General features: G+C 48.6%; 19 protein-coding genes and 6 tRNA genes. 21 read left to right on the top strand and 4 right to left on the bottom strand.

Annotated elements, in window-relative coordinates; all coding sequences use genetic code 11:
• Window positions 1–3 precede the first annotated feature (3 nt).
• The 5 genes from RAC89_RS14645 (at window position 4) to RAC89_RS14660 (ending at window position 4,556) form a co-directional block, all read left to right on the top strand.
• Window positions 4–1,650 carry an NTP transferase domain-containing protein gene (locus RAC89_RS14645; protein WP_306614315.1) on the top strand — a complete coding sequence of 549 codons (1,647 nt, stop codon included), beginning with the start codon at window positions 4–6 and terminating at the stop codon, window positions 1,648–1,650.
• Window positions 1,643–2,083, top strand: coding sequence for a GtrA family protein (locus RAC89_RS31730; protein WP_373429940.1), 441 nt, complete (start codon window positions 1,643–1,645; stop codon window positions 2,081–2,083). Before RAC89_RS14645 ends, RAC89_RS31730 begins: the two co-directional genes overlap by 8 nt.
• Window positions 2,019–2,729 (top strand): glycosyltransferase family 2 protein, encoded by a 711-nt coding sequence (locus tag RAC89_RS14650; RefSeq protein WP_306614317.1) that lies wholly within the window; start codon window positions 2,019–2,021, stop codon window positions 2,727–2,729. Before RAC89_RS31730 ends, RAC89_RS14650 begins: the two co-directional genes overlap by 65 nt.
• Window positions 2,726–3,316, top strand: a complete 591-nt coding sequence (locus tag RAC89_RS14655) for a PI-PLC domain-containing protein (protein ID WP_306614318.1) — start codon at window positions 2,726–2,728, stop codon at window positions 3,314–3,316. The genes RAC89_RS14650 and RAC89_RS14655 overlap by 4 nt, the downstream gene beginning before the upstream one ends.
• 136 nt (window positions 3,317–3,452) lie before the next feature.
• On the top strand, window positions 3,453–4,556 hold the full coding sequence (locus RAC89_RS14660) for an outer membrane lipoprotein-sorting protein (RefSeq protein ID WP_306614319.1): 1,104 nt from the start codon (window positions 3,453–3,455) through the stop codon (window positions 4,554–4,556).
• 144 nt (window positions 4,557–4,700) lie between these two features.
• Here RAC89_RS14660 and RAC89_RS14665 read toward each other — a convergent pair whose 3' ends face one another.
• Window positions 4,701–4,997: a hypothetical protein gene (locus RAC89_RS14665; RefSeq protein WP_306614320.1), complete on the bottom strand. Its 297-nt coding sequence runs from the start codon at window positions 4,995–4,997 to the stop codon at window positions 4,701–4,703.
• A 196-nt stretch (window positions 4,998–5,193) separates the two neighbouring features.
• On the opposite strand from RAC89_RS14665, the gene alr reads away from it, so the two are divergent.
• From alr to RAC89_RS14685, 4 genes are all read left to right on the top strand, one after another.
• Window positions 5,194–6,360: an alanine racemase gene (gene alr / locus RAC89_RS14670; RefSeq protein WP_306614321.1), complete on the top strand. Its 1,167-nt coding sequence runs from the start codon at window positions 5,194–5,196 to the stop codon at window positions 6,358–6,360.
• Between the two features lie 228 nt (window positions 6,361–6,588).
• Window positions 6,589–6,870, top strand: a complete 282-nt coding sequence (locus tag RAC89_RS14675; RefSeq protein ID WP_284644992.1) for a CopG family ribbon-helix-helix protein — start codon at window positions 6,589–6,591, stop codon at window positions 6,868–6,870.
• Between the two features lie 3 nt (window positions 6,871–6,873).
• Window positions 6,874–7,224 carry a type II toxin-antitoxin system PemK/MazF family toxin gene (locus RAC89_RS14680; RefSeq protein ID WP_269881020.1) on the top strand — a complete coding sequence of 117 codons (351 nt, stop codon included), beginning with the start codon at window positions 6,874–6,876 and terminating at the stop codon, window positions 7,222–7,224.
• A gap of 80 nt (window positions 7,225–7,304) precedes the next feature.
• A complete protein-coding gene (locus tag RAC89_RS14685) occupies window positions 7,305–9,521 on the top strand; it encodes a Tex family protein (RefSeq protein WP_306614323.1) in 2,217 nt (738 codons plus the stop codon).
• A 127-nt stretch (window positions 9,522–9,648) separates the two neighbouring features.
• On the opposite strand, the gene cmpA is transcribed toward RAC89_RS14685, so the two are convergent.
• Both cmpA and RAC89_RS14695 read right to left on the bottom strand, forming a co-directional pair.
• On the bottom strand, window positions 9,649–9,804 hold the full coding sequence (gene cmpA, locus RAC89_RS14690) for a cortex morphogenetic protein CmpA (RefSeq protein WP_306614325.1): 156 nt from the start codon (window positions 9,802–9,804) through the stop codon (window positions 9,649–9,651).
• 106 nt (window positions 9,805–9,910) lie between these two features.
• Window positions 9,911–10,267 carry a hydrolase/acyltransferase gene (locus RAC89_RS14695; RefSeq protein ID WP_306614327.1) on the bottom strand — a complete coding sequence of 119 codons (357 nt, stop codon included), beginning with the start codon at window positions 10,265–10,267 and terminating at the stop codon, window positions 9,911–9,913.
• Window positions 10,268–10,447: 180 nt separating this feature from the next.
• On the opposite strand from RAC89_RS14695, the gene RAC89_RS14700 reads away from it, so the two are divergent.
• The 10 genes from RAC89_RS14700 to RAC89_RS14745 all read left to right on the top strand — a co-directional run bounded on the left by RAC89_RS14700 (window position 10,448) and on the right by RAC89_RS14745 (window position 14,696).
• Window positions 10,448–10,924, top strand: coding sequence for a SprT family protein (locus RAC89_RS14700; RefSeq protein WP_306616099.1), 477 nt, complete (start codon window positions 10,448–10,450; stop codon window positions 10,922–10,924).
• A gap of 17 nt (window positions 10,925–10,941) precedes the next feature.
• Window positions 10,942–11,017: transfer RNA gene (locus tag RAC89_RS14705), tRNA-Asn, on the top strand.
• Window positions 11,018–11,024: 7 nt separating this feature from the next.
• Window positions 11,025–11,112: transfer RNA gene (locus RAC89_RS14710), tRNA-Ser, on the top strand.
• 511 nt (window positions 11,113–11,623) lie between these two features.
• Window positions 11,624–11,695: transfer RNA gene (locus RAC89_RS14715), tRNA-Glu, on the top strand.
• A gap of 148 nt (window positions 11,696–11,843) precedes the next feature.
• Window positions 11,844–11,916 (top strand) — tRNA-Lys (locus tag RAC89_RS14720).
• A 19-nt stretch (window positions 11,917–11,935) separates the two neighbouring features.
• A tRNA-Leu gene (locus RAC89_RS14725) sits at window positions 11,936–12,018 on the top strand.
• Window positions 12,019–12,108: 90 nt separating this feature from the next.
• Window positions 12,109–12,191 (top strand) — tRNA-Leu (locus RAC89_RS14730).
• Window positions 12,192–12,213: 22 nt separating this feature from the next.
• A complete protein-coding gene (locus RAC89_RS14735; protein ID WP_306614329.1) occupies window positions 12,214–12,402 on the top strand; it encodes a putative motility protein in 189 nt (62 codons plus the stop codon).
• A gap of 79 nt (window positions 12,403–12,481) precedes the next feature.
• Window positions 12,482–13,228: a glycerophosphodiester phosphodiesterase gene (locus RAC89_RS14740; protein ID WP_306614330.1), complete on the top strand. Its 747-nt coding sequence runs from the start codon at window positions 12,482–12,484 to the stop codon at window positions 13,226–13,228.
• Window positions 13,229–13,289: 61 nt separating this feature from the next.
• Window positions 13,290–14,696 (top strand): S-layer homology domain-containing protein, encoded by a 1,407-nt coding sequence (locus RAC89_RS14745; RefSeq protein ID WP_306614332.1) that lies wholly within the window; start codon window positions 13,290–13,292, stop codon window positions 14,694–14,696.
• Window positions 14,697–14,747: 51 nt separating this feature from the next.
• Here RAC89_RS14745 and RAC89_RS14750 read toward each other — a convergent pair whose 3' ends face one another.
• Complete coding sequence (locus RAC89_RS14750; RefSeq protein WP_306614334.1) at window positions 14,748–15,182, bottom strand: DUF2621 domain-containing protein; 435 nt, start codon at window positions 15,180–15,182, stop codon at window positions 14,748–14,750.
• Window positions 15,183–15,307: 125 nt separating this feature from the next.
• Here RAC89_RS14750 and RAC89_RS14755 point away from each other — a divergent pair, with 125 nt between their 5' ends.
• Window positions 15,308–16,435 carry a deoxyribonuclease IV gene (locus RAC89_RS14755; protein WP_306614335.1) on the top strand — a complete coding sequence of 376 codons (1,128 nt, stop codon included), beginning with the start codon at window positions 15,308–15,310 and terminating at the stop codon, window positions 16,433–16,435.
• A gap of 24 nt (window positions 16,436–16,459) precedes the next feature.
• Window positions 16,460–17,362: a formyltetrahydrofolate deformylase gene (gene purU / locus RAC89_RS14760; protein ID WP_306614337.1), complete on the top strand. Its 903-nt coding sequence runs from the start codon at window positions 16,460–16,462 to the stop codon at window positions 17,360–17,362.
• The last annotated feature ends 41 nt before the right edge of the window (window positions 17,363–17,403 follow it).

Genomic DNA, 17,403 nt, shown 5'->3' on the forward strand with positions numbered 1-17,403 from the left:
TAAATGCAAATCATTATACCTATGTCAGGGATTGGTAAGCGGTTTATTGAGGCAGGATATGAGGATCCTAAGCCTCTGATTCAAGTTGATGGAAAACCGATCATTGAACATGTAGTAAATATGTTTCCAGGCGAAGAGAATTTCACCTTTATATGTAATAGTGATCACCTAAAGACAACGAACATGAGAACCATTCTTGAGAGAATCGCTCCGAATGGACGGATTGTGGAAATTCCTCCTCACAAAAAAGGTCCGGTTTTCGCAGTTTCGTATCTCGAAGAGATGATAAACGATGAAGAAGAAGTGATTGTAAACTATTGTGATTTCTCCTGCTATTGGGATTATACAGATTTCCTTAGACATACTCGTAATAGAAATGCTGACGGTGCTATTCCTGCTTATAAAGGTTTTCACCCACATATGTTGGGGACAACGAACTATGCTTTTATGAGAGATGAGCAACAGTGGATGTTGGAGATAAAAGAAAAAGCACCGTTCACAGATAATCGTATGGCAGAATACGCTTCTAGTGGAACTTACTATTTTAAAAAAGGATCCTATGTAAAAAAATACTTCACTCAATTGATTGAAGAAGACCAAAATTTAAATGGCGAATATTACGTTAGTCTCGTATATAACCTGTTAGTTAGGGATCAACTTAAAGTTTCTATTTATGAAATCCAGCACATGTTACAGTGGGGAACACCTCAAGACCTTAAGGAATATGAGGGTTGGTCTAATTATTTTGCAAGAATAATTAAACCTCTTGATAACATACAACCTCAACACAAAAGTATTAATATGATTCCATTAGCTGGGGCTGGAAGCAGATTTGCAAAAGAAAATTATAAGGATCCTAAGCCACTCATTGATGTATCCGGGAAGCCAATGATCATTCAAGCGGCTGATTCTTTACCGAATGCAGAAAACCACATTTTTATATGTCTGCAGGACCATTTAAATAATTATCCGTTAGAAGATGAGATAAAAAAGGTCTATCCTGAAGCCAAAATAGTTTCACTTAATTCAATTACTGAAGGGCAAGCTTGCACATGCGAGCTTGGTTTAGAGGGTGTAGATCTTGAATCGCCTCTATTAATCGCTGCTTGTGATAATGGTATGATTTGGGGTGTAGAGAAATATGAACATTTGCTTAATGATGAATCGATAGATGCTATTATCTTTAGCTTCCGTCATCATGTTTCAAGTCAAAGAAATCCGCAAATGTATGGATGGATTAAAGTAAACGATAAAGATATAATAGAGTCCGTTTCAGTAAAACAACCTATCAGTGACGACCCATTTAATGATCATGCGATTGTTGCAACTTTTTATTTTAAGAAAGCAAAATATTTTATTGACGCTGTTAGAAATCTGTATAACAAAAATATCCGGGTAAATGGAGAATTTTATGTAGATAGCTGTGTTAATGAATTAATTTATAATGGATTGACCGCAAAAGTATTTGAGTTAGATCATTATGTTTGTTGGGGAACACCGAATGACTTGAGAACATTCGAGTATTGGCAAAGCTTTTTCCATAAATGTAACTGGCACCCGTATACATTAACTAGCGATAACCAAATGAATAAGACTAAAGTATTGGAGTTAACAAATAGATACTGTAGTTTTGCTCAGGACTATGAATAAATCCAATTCAGTTAAACAACTAATTCGGTTCATTACTACCGGTACATTGGCCGTAACAACGGATTCGATCTGTTATTACCTACTGTCAGCATTACTATCCATTTCATTAGCCAAATCGATTTCTTTTCTTCTGGGAACTTGTGTCGCGTACATTTTTAATAAATTTTGGACCTTTGAAAAGAAGCATTTCAGTAGTAAAGAGCTATTTAAATTCTTACTTTTATACAGTTTGACACTAGGGGCAAATGTTATCACAAACAAGAGTGTTTTATTCATCCTGGAAGAGCAATTTATATTTGCCTTTTTTATAGCAACGGGTGTGAGTACAGTTCTTAATTTCATAGGCCAGAAATGGTGGGTGTTCCGAAGTGACGTTACTAACGATAGTCGTCCCATGTTACAACGAGGAGAAAAATATACCATTAATTCTTGAAAGGTTTAACCAGTGCATTAACGGACGAGAGGATATTGAAGTTATTTTAGTTAACAATGGTTCCACTGATAGAAGTGAAGAGGTGCTTAGGAAACTACTCCCAGGCTTTTCTTTCGCTCGAACTGTTTTGGTCCAGGTGAATCAAGGGTATGGATTCGGTATAATCAGTGGTTTACGGGAAGCTAAAGGAAAATATATAGGATGGACTCATGCAGACCTACAAACAGACCCTAATGATGTTATTAAAGCCCTGAAAATAATAGAGAATAAGGGATACCCTGGGGACATCTATGTCAAGGGAAACAGAAAAAATAGACCGCTTTTTGATCAATTTTTCACCTCGGGAATGAGTATTTTTGAATCTATTTACATGGGTACAAAATTATCCGATATCAATGCCCAACCTAATCTGTTTCATCGCTCTTTCTTTGATTCATGGAAGAGTCCACCACATGACTTTTCACTTGATCTGTTTGCTCTGTATAAAGCAAGTAAAGCGAACTTAACTATTGAACGATTTGATGTTATATTTCCTGAGCGCATACATGGACAATCGAGTTGGAACACAGGGTTAGCGTCCAAATGGAAATTCATCAAAAGAACCCTTAGTTTTAGTAAAAAATTAAAGGGAGAGTTAAAAAAATGAATTTTATCGCACATCGAATTAATTCTGTCGAGCAGCTTAAAGATGTACCTATGCACTTGGGTGTAGAACTAGATTTGAGGGACCACAAAGATGGGAGAATAATTATCCATCATGATCCATTCACAGAGGGCGAATGCTTTGAGGAGTATCTTAAGCAATATAAGCACGGAACAATAATTCTCAATGTGAAAAGTGAGCGTATTGAGCATAAGGTCTTGGAGTTAATAAAGAAGTATAATATCAAAGACTATTTTTTTCTTGACTCATCCTTTCCGATGATTTTTAATCTTGTTCAAAATGGTGAACATAATATCGCATTAAGGTATTCGGAGTATGAAAGTCTAGAATCCGTTTTATTGATGCAGAACAAAGTTAAATGGGTTTGGGTTGATTGTTTCACAAAGTTACCAATCGATAAAAATAGCTATCAAACATTAAAGGAAGCAGGGTTTAAGCTTTGTCTGGTTTCTCCCGAACTCCAAGGTCGCCCAGAAGATATACCTAACTACAAGAAGAATCTTGAAAAAGAGAACATTGTATTCGATGCTATTTGCACGAAACTTCATAATATTAAACTTTGGTCATAAATAATATCTCTAGGCTTCAACAACAAGGGTTGTTGGAGTCTTTCTTTTTCCACCCACAACTCGTCTGCATAATTGTCCAAGTCCCCACATAGACATGTTAACAGTTGATCTTAATATGTGGTGGAGGGATGTACAAATGCGGCGTTACACGTGGGTGGTGGCCCTGGTAATGTGCTTCAGCTTGGTATTGGCGGGCTGTGGTGTGGGCAAGAAGGATGCAGCGGGGGTAGTCAAGGATCTGGATGGAGTGATGAATAAACTCCAAAGCTATCATGGTACCGGCACGATGGTGCTTCATACGGGACAAGACCCGCAGGAATATGCGGTGGAGGTATGTTATGAGGCTCCGCACTTCTACAGAATCTCGCTGACGAATGAGAAGAAGGATATCACCCAGATCGTGCTGCGCAATGACGATGGTGTATTTGTATTGACGCCTCACTTGAATAAGAGCTTCCGCTTCCAAAGTGACTGGCCGGAGAACCAAGGTCAGGTGTACTTGTACCAATCGCTCGCTCAAAGCATCCTGATGGACAATGAGCGCCAAATGACAGCCGATGAGAAGGCTTACGTCTTCGATGTGGTTGCGAACTACCAGAACGGCTCTCTGGCCCGTCAGAAGGTGTGGCTGGACAAGAAGACCTACGCGCCGCAGCATGTGGAAGTAGCCGACGCTAACGGCAATGTGATGGTCATGATGAAGTTCAATGAGTTCGAATTCGGCGCTAAGTTCGATAAGGATCAGTTTGACATGCAGCGCAATATGACAAGCATGAGCATTCAGTCGCTTCCGACGATGGCTAATGCAGGCAGCGATAAGCACAACCATGGTGCGACGGCGACTGGTAACAAAAGCGCAAACAATGGCGCCGCGGCAGCCAAGACGGATGTGGCTAAGCAGCAGGAGTTCGGGATCATTGAGCCGAACTATATGCCAAGCGGTGTGAAGCTGCAGGACAAAACGATGATTAAGCTTGGCGAGGATCAAGGGGTTATGCTTCGTTATTCCGGGAAGTTCAACTATACGTTGGTGGAATCCCGTCCAACGACACAAACGGTAACATCGCTTCAAGGCAACGTGATTGACCTCGGATTTACATTAGGGGTAGTAACGGGTGACTCTAAGAAGACGCTGACATGGACGTACGACGGGGTAGAGTTCCGATTATCTACAGGCGACTTGCCGGAGACAGAAATGATTAAGGTGGCTCAAGCCGTACAAGGCGAAATGGGCAAATAACAGAAATAAGAAGAGTGTCTTGGACCTAGTGTTCCGGGGCACTTCTTTTTTGAGAAAAGGAACCCTTGTGATCCGCTTTCTGTGCATGGGTGCTTAGCGAATACATTGGTAAGGGCGCCAGAGGGGTTGCAGCTGTAATGTCTGCTATTTTTTCTCTTTAAGCATCTGAAGTTCGGTTTCCAGCCTCAAAATATTGCGATTCAGTACATCATCCGTAAACTCATGACGATGGAAGCGTTCATCGACTTCCTTGAAACGATCCGTAATCTCTTTGCGCAAACCTTGCTGACCTGCCTTTAATACCTGCAAATCCGTACGAACCTCAACTCGGAACTCTTGAAATTGATGCTCAAGTGATGATACTCGTTCATTAAGTGAAGTCAATTGTCCATTCATTCCCCGCAGCTCTTCCAATATCTGCCCAAGAATCTGCTCGCTCATCGCGCGTAACCTCCCTTCCACAGCGGTTTTACCTTACTTCTACATTATAGGGCATGTCCACAACACCGTAAATAGTACCGTTTTTGTCGTTGACAGCCATTTGGTATGGGATTAACATGGTTCTATTCCTATGCACATATAATGGGTATTGTGGGCTTCCTTAGATACCTCATAAGAACAAAGAAGGTGGACTAGAGTGGATTCATTTTACCGGCCGACGAGAGTGGAGATATCGCTTGATGCTCTGCGACATAATCTAGAGGCGTTTCGTAAGGCGCTTCCGGAGCATGTAAACATGATGGCGGTAGTGAAGGCGGATGCCTACGGTCACGGCGCGCTGGAGGTAAGCAAGGAGGCGCTGCGCTGCGGCGTTTCGTATATCGCGGTGGCTTTTCTCGATGAAGGGCTTGAGCTTCGCAGACTGGGTATTACAGCGCCAATTCTGGTGCTTGGTTATACGCCTCCGGAAGGGCTTCAGCCGGCCTGGGAGCATGACATTACAGTGAACATTTACACGGAGGAGCTGCTGAACGCGGCGCAGGCCCTGAACACGCAGAACCGTCCTTTAAAAGTACATATGAAAATCGACTCCGGCATGAACCGTATCGGGGTCCCTTCGGAGGAAGAGGCGATCCGCCTCATCACCAAGGCATTAAGCATCCCTTCCATAGAGCTTGAGGGACTGTTTACTCACTACGCTTGTGCCGACGAAGAGGACAAAAGCTATACCGAGGCTCAGCATGAGCGATTTTCACGTGTAGTGGAGCATTTTCAGCAACAAAATATTACCTTCCGATATATCCACGCGGGCAACAGTGCAACAGCCATAGATATGCCGGACAAAACCTTTAACATGGTGCGTCTCGGGATCAGCATGTACGGCTTATACCCTTCGGAAGAGGTCAATCATCAGCAAATCCAGCTCGAGCCTGTACTCAGCATCAAAACCGGTGTAGTGATGGTCAAACAGGTACCGCCTGACGAAGGGGTCAGCTATGGAGCGATCTACCGGACGACGCAGGAGGAGACGATTGCGACGCTGCCGATCGGGTATGCCGATGGCTTTTCGCGGATGCTTACGGGGAAGGCGCAGGTGCTGGTACGAGGGCAGCGGGTCCCGATCGTTGGGAGAATTTGCATGGATCAATGTATGATGAATGTGACCGGTCTTGCCGATATTCCTATAGAGGAAGAAGTCGTCATTCTAGGCAGACAAGGGAAGGAGCGGATCACAGCAGAAGAACATGCCGAATGGCTTGGAACGATCAATTATGAGATCACCTGTATGATCTCGCACCGGGTACCTAGAGTGTACGTCAGGGGCGGCCAAGTAGTATCCATTGTGAATCCGCTAATTCGCTGACCCGTTACACTAAAAGGGTTGGATGCATTTGGCAATGAAGTTTTTCCATGGGTTTGAAAGGATTTTTCACTTATTCCGCGAATATGTTCTATACATACTTTGTGGAGCGACGAAAGGTATAACATAATTGATATACCGCACGCATATACTCAATTTGTATAATTTTGCTGGAATTTTGCCATAATGATAGGTAATAGGCTTTGAATGTTGTTGGGGGTGCATGATAAGGTGGCCAATGCGCATAACACGAAACGGATCATGATCAGCCTGCCGGATAATCTGCTCCAGGAAGTGGATTATTTGGTGGAGAAGGAGAATTCCAATCGCAGCGAATTCATTCGTCAAGCGATGAAGCTCTATCTGGTGGAGCGGAAGAAGCGTCATCTGCGTGAATCGATGCAGCGCGGGTATATGGAAATGGCGAAGATCAACCTGCACATGGCCTCGGAGGCATTTCAGGCGGAGGAAGAAGCGGACCACACTCTTGACCGTTTGGTAAGCGGGGTGTAGCGAGTGATTGTCAAACGTGGCGATGTCTTTTTCGCGGATCTTTCACCGGTCGTTGGGTCGGAGCAGGGCGGTATCCGTCCCGTTCTGATTATTCAGAATGATATCGGTAATCGTTTTAGTCCCACGGTGATTGTGGCGGCGATTACAGCACAGATCCAAAAGGCCAAGCTGCCTACGCATGTGGAGATTGAAGCGGAAGCGCACGGTTTTGACAGAGACTCTGTAATTCTTCTTGAGCAGATACGTACGATTGACAAGCAGCGTCTCACGGATAAAATCACGCACTTGGATGAAGAAACCATGCGTAAGGTGGATGAAGCTTTGCAAATCAGTGTTGGACTGATTGAATTTTGAGCATTTCATGCGAAGCGGGGGTCTGATGCCCTCGTTTTTTATTTGCTGGGGCGTTTATTTGTTAAGGAGGAGTCGTGGGGATGGCGAAGGAGCAAGTGGTAGAGGGGCAAGGCAGCCTGGAGCTGACGGAGGAGAAAAAAGCGGCGATCGCCGAGCGCATTCTTAAACAAATCGCGCAGGAGCTGCAGATTGCTGTAGGCCGGGTGAAGACGACGATCGGTCTGCTGGACGAAGGGAATACGATTCCTTTTATCGCGCGGTATCGGAAGGAAATGACAGGTGAGCTGGACGAGAATCAGCTTCGCGATATTGAAGAGCGGCTGACGTACCTGCGCAACCTGGAGGATCGCAAGCTGGAGGTGCTCCGGCTGATCGATGAGCAGGGCAAGCTGTCGGACGAGCTGCGCGGATCGATTGAGCAGGCGGTGAAGCTGCAGGAAGTGGAAGACCTGTACCGTCCGTATCGCCAGAAGCGCAAAACAAGGGCCAGCGTAGCCAAGGAAAAAGGCCTGGAGCCGCTCTCGGTTTGGATCCTGTCTCAGCCCCGCCAAGGTGATTTGCTCGCTGAAGCTCGCAAGTATGTGAATGAAGACAAGGGTGTAGCTTCAGCGGAAGATGCCGTGCAAGGCGCTATGGATATCCTCGCCGAACAAATGGCGGACGATGCGAAGGTACGCGCGTGGGTGCGCAAACATACATACGACAACGGCATTGTGCGTACGGAGGCGAAGGATGCTTCTGCCGAAACGGTTTATGAGATGTATTACAGCTATCAGGAGCCGGTTAAAAAGCTGCCTCCCCATCGTATTCTTGCGATTAATCGCGGGGAGCGGGAGGACGTGCTGAAGGTGGCGCTGGACGTCCCAGCAGAACGGATACACGATTATATGGCGAAGCAGTATATCAAAGGCCCTTCCATCGTTAGGGATACGCTTTTAGCCGTCATTGAGGACTCTTATAAGCGATTGATTGCTCCTTCTGTCGAGCGGGAAGTGCGCGGGGAGATGACGGAGAAGGCTGAAGAGAAGGCGATCCAGATTTTTGCGGAAAATCTTCGTAATCTACTGCTGCAGCCCCCTGTGAAGGGCAAGGTGGTTCTTGGCGTCGATCCGGCCTATCGGACAGGCTGTAAGCTTGCTGTAGTCGACGACACGGGCAAGATGCTGGAGATCGCGGTAACGTATCCTACGCCTCCGAACAATAAAGTAGTGGAAGCGAAGGCGAAGTTCAAGCAGCTTATCGAAAAATACGGCGTAGAGCTCATTGTCATCGGGAACGGGACGGCATCGCGGGAGACGGAGCAGTTCGTGGCGGATTTGATCGGCGAGCTGAAGGGGCGACAGCTGCAGTACTTAATCGTAAGCGAAGCGGGGGCATCGGTGTACTCGGCTTCGAAGCTGGCGGCAGCGGAGTTCCCGGAGTTGGACGTGGCGGAGCGCAGCGCCATTTCGATTGCACGGCGTCTACAGGATCCGCTGGCCGAGCTGGTGAAGATCGAGCCGAAGGCTATTGGCGTCGGGCAGTACCAGCATGATGTGACGCAGAAGCGTCTCGATGAGAGCTTGACGTTCGTCGTCGAGTCGGCGGTAAACCATGTCGGCGTAGACGTAAACACCGCATCTCCCTCGCTGTTATCGTATGTATCGGGAGTAAACAGCACGCTGGCCAAGAATATCGTCAAGTATCGTGAAGAGAACGGAAAGTTCACAAGCCGGATGCAGCTGCAAAAGGTGCCAAGGCTCGGAGCCAAAGCCTTCGAGCAGTGCGTAGGCTTTATGCGAATTTCGGAAGCGGGCAACCCGCTTGATAATACGCCGATTCACCCGGAATCCTATGACGTGGTGGACAAGCTGTTCCGCGAGCTCAAGCTGGAGCTGTCCCAGCTAGGCAGCACAGAGCTGAAGCAGATGCTGTCCGAGTTGCGCGTGGAGGAGCTGGCACCGAAGCTTGGCGTAGGCGTGCCTACGCTGCGTGACATCATCGACAGCCTGCAGCGTCCCGGACGCGATCCGCGGGAGGAGCTGCCGGCGCCGATTTTCCGGACGGATGTGCTGCAGCTTGAGGATTTGGCCCCAGGCATGGAGCTGAAGGGGACCGTGCGGAATGTGATCGACTTCGGCGCCTTCGTCGACATCGGTATCAAAAATGACGGGCTTGTCCACATTTCACAGCTGAGCAATTCCTTCGTGAAGCATCCGATGGATGTCGTATCCGTCGGGGATGTCGTAACCGTATGGGTGCTGAGCGTCGATGCCAAGAAGGGACGCGTCAGTTTGACGATGAAGAAGCCGCAGTAATGCCCCCCTAAACGGGAAATGAGCTGGGAAATGAATGAATCCATCCCCAGATAAGTAAAATAGAGCATAGGCCGGAAGCAAGGGTGCAGGAGCTCCCTTTCGTCTGGCTTATGCTCTATTGTCGTTGTTAGAGTGGCGTTTGTGACGTAGTGGATTCCGTCTCGGTTTTGCTGTCGTTCTTTCGTGTCCGATAGAAATACCAGCAATCGTTCAATAGGCGAATCTGGCGGCGATTCTTATTATAGAAGGCACGCATCAATTGGTTGCAAAGCCATTGCGGCACGCGGACCAGCCCCTTTCCTTCCCAGCTCTATACCCCGTTGATAACAATAGCATATGGGCAGATAGGAGGTCAGGTGCAGGTCCCAAGGGATTAATCTATGCCAGAATTAAGCAAGATCCTCTTCTTCCTCGTACCATTGCTCCAGCTGCGCCTGTAAAGCGCGTATTTCAGTGAGCAGCGAGACAAGAGGGTACTCTTTTTCCTGAATGGAAGCAAAGGTCGTTTCCAGCTGATTGATATACTCTAAACCGTGGTGCAGCCGATAGCTGGGGTGAACGATATCCAAATTATCGAACTCCGCAATTACAGTAGGAAGGGGCGGGACATTCGACGCGGTAAGCTTTTCCATTTCCTTATGCAGCCTCTTATTCAGGGCTGTCAGCTGATAAATATGGGATGCCGGAAGCTCGACGAATTCGATGTTGTCTTGAAGCTGGAGTAGTGCGTATCTCATTTTGGACATGGCGTTGGATGGGACTCCTCTCTTTCTCTTCGCAGGGCGGATGCCGTGTGTCAGAGATTTCTACTTGACAGTGTAGCCCAAGGTGCGGTTACAATTCAAGTGAGAAATCCATGGATCATTACAAATAGCTGCTGCGTGCAACCGGAAAAGCGCGGTGGCGGAAACAGGTGGGAAGACATGATGGATGACCGGCAGCTGCAGCTGTGGGTAGAGAAAATATCGCTATCGTCGTTCGGTCGGCCTTTTCAGCATCAGGCACGGTTCAATCGCAGGCTGACGGCAACGGGCGGACGCTACTTTACCCGGACTCATGATATTGAGATCAGCTGGGCGCAGTATGAGCAATTCGGAGCCGAGGATGTAGAGAAAATCATTAAACATGAGCTTTGCCATTATCATTTGCATCTGATGAAGCGGGGATACCAGCATCGGGATGCGGATTTTCAAAATTTGCTTGCCCAGGTGGGCGGTACACGGTATTGCCAATCACTGCCTGCGTCGATGAAGCGCAAGGAGCCTTATCGGTACAAGCTGGTCTGCATGGGCTGCAAGGTGGAATATATGCGCAAACGCAAGCTCGACCCGACCAAGTATGCTTGCGGCAAATGCCGCGGGAAACTGAAGCTGTATGCACTTGACTTACAGAAAAATTCATGATAAATTAATTAAACCGTTCCCTGATAGCTCAGTTGGTAGAGCACTCGACTGTTAATCGAGTTGTCACAGGTTCGAGTCCTGTTCGGGGAGCCATTATCTTGGAGAGATACCCAAGTGGCTCAAGGGGACCCTCTGCTAAGGGGTTAGACTGCGTAAGTGGTGCGAGGGTTCGAATCCCTCTCTCTCCGTACATAACGAAAAGCTGCCTATATGGCAGCTTTTTTCGTTATGTACGGAGACTAGAGAGGGGTTTGATCGATTATCCGAGGAGAGGGGGACATCGGAGTGGGAGGGGGAAGACCACGGAGTCTCGTGAGGCGGAGCCAGAAGTCTTTCTCTGTTATATCCGCCCAATTGAGGGAGGCTTGAACCCGAAAAGAGTGAGACTAACTGTAAATCATACAGTTGTGTTCAATGGAAACGCCCGTTCCTATGCGAATGAATGCAATGCTACCGTTAAATTCACTTTTTTTTGCCTCAATCTTTGCAGTAGGCTATTTTAGCTGCACACAATGCAGGTAAGCAATCCTTCGAGCATCAAGAAATAACTGTACAAATTACAGTTCTGCCCTAAAAAGGACATTCGAGCTTCCGCGACAACAGTCTTTTTTTTACTTCAAAAAAAGACTTGCCAAGCCTCAGCCTATTCGCTATAATAACACTTGTCGCCAAAAAGAGCGACAGTTCGACATGACGCACGGCCCGTTGGTCAAGGGGTTAAGACACCTCCCTTTCACGGAGGTAACAGGGGTTCGAATCCCCTACGGGTCATAGCATTACCCTGTTTTTAATGAGAACCCGCGGGTTCGTCGAAGCGACACTTCGTTAGTGATACCTCGCAGTCTCGAAGCGTAGCGGAGAGTATCCCCTACGGGTCACCATTTTCATCCATGCAGGGCATGCGATGTCCTTTGTATAAGAGCCATTAGCTCAGTCGGTAGAGCACCTGACTTTTAATCAGGGTGTCGTAGGTTCGAGTCCTACATGGCTCATGTTTATAACCTAATATTTGCGGTTGTGGTGGAATGGCAGACACGCTATCTTGAGGGGGTAGTGGGCGTACGCTCGTGGAGGTTCGAGTCCTCTCAACCGCATAAAGACCCGTTCACATTTGTGGGCGGGTTTTTCCTTTTGCGCGGTCTTTACTCCTATCAACAAAACGGATATAATAAGAATTACGTCACGCGGTTGTGGTGGAATGGCAGACACGCTATCTTGAGGGGGTAGTGGGCTTACGCCCGTGGAGGTTCGAGTCCTCTCAACCGCATATTACATAACTTACGAATCGGGTGATCCGGTTGAATATCAACGGCGCATTGAATGCAGCCTCCAGCGGAGATGCATTGAAGCAAGCGATCGGCATTACGTTATTGAATCGCGTGAAGGATACGCAGGCTGCTCAAGCCGCGACGCTGCTTCAGGATTTCGCAGCAGCACAGCATCCTTATCTTGGCAAGCAATTGGATATTAAAGTGTAGTAAGAACAAGCTCCATGCCTATAGCGTGGGGCTTTTCTGTGCTTATCCAACCATTTCATGTAACAGGAGGAACTTTGCTATGAGTACTAAGTCCTATCAACGCCCCCTCATTATCGGTCACCGCGGCGCCGCGGGAGAAGCTCCGGAGAACACACTGGCCTCTTTCCGGCTGGCGATGGAGCAAGGGGCGGACATGCTGGAGCTTGATGTGCATTTGACGAAGGACAGCGAAATCATTGTATGCCATGACGAAACGGTCAACCGCACAACGAACGGCAGCGGAGCCATTTCTGAGCTCACGGTGGATGAGCTGCTGACGCTGGACGCCGGAAGCTGGTTCCATGAGCGCTTCGCCGGCGAGCGGCTGCCGACGCTTCAGCAGGTGTTCGAGCAGGTTCCTGCCCACATCAAGATCAACGTAGAGGTGAAGTGCTTGTACAGCCCGGCTCTGTCGGAACGGCTTAGAGCGCTAATGCAGCAGTATGATCGGTGGGACAGTGTAGTCCTCTCCGGCTTCAGTCACAAGCTGCTCTATCAGCTGAAGCAGGATGAGCCGCGTTTTTCCGTGGGTCTCTTGTATTGCAGTGACTTTGTTCAGCATCGCCTTGCCGCGGAAGCGTCCGGCATGCCTGTGTATTCGCTTCATCCGTTCCATATGTTGATTCAGCCGGAGGATATTGCCGATTTGAACGCCCATGGCATTCAAACCTATCCGTATACGGTGAACCAGGAGACGCATATGCGCAGACTGATCGATGCAGGGGTATCGGGGATTATCACGGATTACCCGGCCAGATTAAAGGAGCTGCTGGAAAAATACGAATAATGGGTAACAAAAGGAGCCTCAGCATCCGATAAAGTAAGGGAGATGGGAGGTTTTAGAATCAATGAAATGGTATAGCTTTAAACGGATACGCGCCGTAACGATTGGGTTATCTCTCGTACTGATGTTCTCGTCGGTGGCCCCTGTGCCTCAGGCGAAGGCTGCCACTCCATTTATAGATGTAGACTCGCAAAGGTACGCCTGGGCTGAGCCGTCGATCAATACGATGTCGGCCAAGCAAATCCTGGTCGGATATCCTGACGGCACCTTCCGGCCGGATCAACCGGTGACGAAAGCGGAATGGACTATGATGGTGTATCGGCTGTTTGACTTTTACCGTCCGAATCAGCTTTCGTATTCCTCCAAAAGGCTGCCGCCATTCCAAGATGTCCCGGAGCTGCATTGGGCGGCCAAGCCGATTGCGGAAATCTACGACCGCAGCTTCGAATATGGCGGATACGGGGTGGATGACAGCGGACAGCTGGCGTTTCGGCCGGATAAGAAGCTGACGCGGCTGCAGCTGGCGAATATGCTGTACTCTTTCTTCGATAATAAGCTGCTGAATGAAAAGCTCGGGGATAAGCAGGTGTGCACGATGCTTGAAGCCTACCGCGATATTCGGGTGGAGAAATTCACCGAGTCGGGAGCGATCAAGCAGTATGCGGACTCAGAGCGGCGTTACGAGGCCAGCGGCCTGCAGCATGCGGACTCGAATCGGGTGTATCCGGTGCTGCTCTTTGAATTCTACAACGGCGAATGCGACTTCTCCGTGGATCCTCTGACCAAAATCCAAGCCAAAGCTTTAGCCCATTTGCAGTACAATGGGATTTTGACGGCGGATGAGGACGGCTACTTCCGGCCGAATGATCCGGTGACCCGGGCGGAAGCGGTAACCATTCTAGACAGGATTTATCGATATCTTAAGAAAACGGATGCGCTAAAGCGGTTCTCCTCCCTCGATCTGGATGCACAAGGAGGAACGGCTGCACAGCCTGCTCCGAATCCGGGGCAAGCGGCGCCGGGAACGAATACGGGACAACCGTCGTCTCAAGCGCCTTTCAGCTATAATCCGACCTCCAATGTCATCAACAACCCGGCACCGGCCTCCGGAGGAACGAGCTCGAGTCTTTCGGTTATTAACGTGAGGGATTATTTTGACGATAAGGGCGTTATCACGAAAGACATTAAGGCTTATGGAGAGGTTGAAACGGCCGTTATCCCGAAGGACCAGAACTACCTGACCATCGGTCTTAAATCTATCGACAAGATCGATCTGTATATCATCCTCGACGGCAAGATTGCTTTTGTGAAGCAGGAGGAGCTGCCGCTTACGCTGGATGTGAGGGGAATTACTACGGTAGGCTTGCGGACGCAGGTGCGCAAAGGTACACAAACCGTAGGGGGGACGGTTGCCACACTTTCGGTTCAGCTGTCTCAAGAAGAGCCGAAGGCGACCAAGCCCAAAAAATAAAAAAAGCTGCCCGATCACCTGCTCAGCAGGAGAAATCGGGCAGCTTCTTTTTTACTGCAATAGATGCTTATATGCAGTGTAGTCGATCTGTTTTTTATCCAGATATGAGGTCAAGCTCTTGTAATCCCGTTTAGGCGTTGCCAGAATATAACCTCGGATGCAGTGGTCTTGGGTGATCTGAGCTGCTTTGTCCTCCAGGGCGACCTGCCCGATTTTCGCTGCAATGGAGTGCTTAGCAATGTCGCGGAACGGCGTAGGCACCGGCTCTACGAGCATGTCTAAGAAAGCCTTCGAATCCTCCGTCCATAGGTGACGGGAGGAATCAACGTAATGATTTTGCCAATCGAGCGTGGATTTGCCGTCTTCCCTAGGAAGCACCTTCATAAATTTACGAAACATGAAGTAGCCGCCGATGGACATGAAAGTGATCAGAACAAACACCCAAAAGAAAATAAACCACATAAACCCGTTATTCGCTGCTTCCATGTACTAATTCACCTCAAATCTATTATACCGCATTTTTTCTTCCTAGAAAAAGTACTGCCGAATTCCTAGATTTATTGCCTTTTTCCTAGTAAAATAGAAACAATGAAAGGAGTGATTGTCTCGACATGTTGAAAATCGGATCTCACGTATCATTTTCAGATAAAGGGTTGTTGAATGCAGCGGAAGAAGCCGTAACTTACGGCTCCAGCACCTTTATGATTTATACCGGAGCCCCGCAGAATACGCGCCGCAAGCCAATCGAGAATCAATTCGTCGAAGAGGGCAAGGCCGTGATGGACAAGCACGGCATCGGAGAAATTATCGTTCATGCTCCGTACATCATTAACCTCGGATCCCATAAGGAGGATACGTTCGAGCTGGCGGTACGCTTCCTGCAGGAGGAGATTCGACGAACGGATTATTTGGGCGTACGCCAGATCGTGCTGCACCCGGGTGCTTACACCGAAATGGATGTGGAGTACGGTGTTAACCGGATCGCGGAAGGGTTGAATGAAGTGCTGGCCGGCGTGAAGGACACGAACGTGAAGATCGCGCTGGAAACGATGGCCGGCAAAGGAACGGAGATTGGCCGCTCGTTCGAGGAAATCGCGGAGATTATGGAGCGTGTGGAATTCAACGACAGGCTGTCCGTATGTATGGATACGTGCCACATTCACGACGCAGGCTACGACATTGTGAATGATCTCGACGGTGTGCTTGAGCGCTTCGATAAGACGATCGGGCTGGAGCGTATCGGGGTAGTGCACCTGAACGACAGCAAAAATCCGAAGGGCGCGGGCAAGGACCGCCATGCTCCTGTAGGTGCGGGCTGGATCGGGTTTAAGGCGATGCATAGTGTGGTTCACCATGACCAGCTGAAGCATTTGCCTTTCATCCTCGAAACGCCATGGATCGGGAAGCAAGACAACACCCAGCGTCCTATGTACGAGGCGGAGATTGCTCTGCTGAGCGACAATGTGAAGGGCCGCTTCGGGGAAGAGTTCCTGGCTGATGTAGAGAAGCTGAACGCTTTCTTTAAGAAGCAGGAGCTGGCGCCGCGGGATTTCGTGCTGCAAACCTGGGAGCTGCTGAAGAACGACGCCAAAGCCAAAAAAGCGGACGGCCGTGAGCCGATGGAACGCTTGTACGACCTGATAGCTGCGGAGAACCTGTTCCCGGAGCTGAGCGAGGAACAGACCAACCAACGCCTGACGGCCTGGTTCGCTTCCGAGCATCTTTTTGCCACTGTGTAATTAAAGGAGAAGACTAGAGACGAAATGATTCCAAATGTAGGTGCTTCTAAAGCTAAACAAATCAATATGATCAATCGGGCGCGTATGCTCGTATCCTGTCCCGACCAGCCGGGCATCGTCGCCGCGGTATCGCGGTTCCTGTTCGAGCATGGCGCTAATATCATACAGTCCGACCAATATACCATGGAACCGGCGGAGGGCGGATTGTTCTTCATCCGGATCGAATTCGATTTGGAGAACCTGAATGAACGACGCGAGCAGCTGAAGGCGGATTTCGCCCAGGTGGCCGAGAAGTTTCAGATGAAATGGAGCATTACCCGGGCAAGCCGCAAGAAGCGGTTAGCCATCTTCGTATCGAAGGAGGATCATGCGCTGCTGGAGCTGCTGTGGCACTGGCAATCGGGAGATCTCGACGCGGACATTGCGATGGTCATCAGCAACCACAATGACATGCGCGGCCTGGTAGAGCCCCTTGGCATCCCTTATCATCATATTCCTGTTACGGCGGACACGAAGGCAGAGGCGGAAAAGCGTCAGCTGGAGCTGGTGTCAGGTCAAGTGGATGCAGTGGTGCTGGCTAGATATATGCAGATCATTTCGCCGAATTTCATTACCCATTTTCCAAATCGGATTATTAATATCCACCACTCCTTCCTTCCTGCCTTCGTCGGCGGGAAGCCGTATGCGCAGGCTTATAACCGTGGGGTAAAAATCATCGGTGCAACCGCGCATTACGTGACGGAGGAGCTGGACGGCGGTCCGATCATCGAGCAGGACGTGCAGCGGGTCAGCCATCGTGACAATGTGGAGGACCTGAAGCGAATCGGCCGGCACATCGAGCGTACGGTGCTGGCTAGAGCTGTGCAGTGGCATGTGGAGGACCGTGTGATTGTGCATGGGAATAAGACGGTAGTGTTTAGTAAGTAATCATAAGTGTAACGGGATCCCTTTCCGGCAATTTGCTGAGA

Origin of the sequence: Paenibacillus sp. GD4 (genome assembly GCF_030846225.1) — a bacterium.
Taxonomy (GTDB): Bacteria; Bacillota; Bacilli; order Paenibacillales; family NBRC-103111; genus Paenibacillus_G; species Paenibacillus_G silviterrae.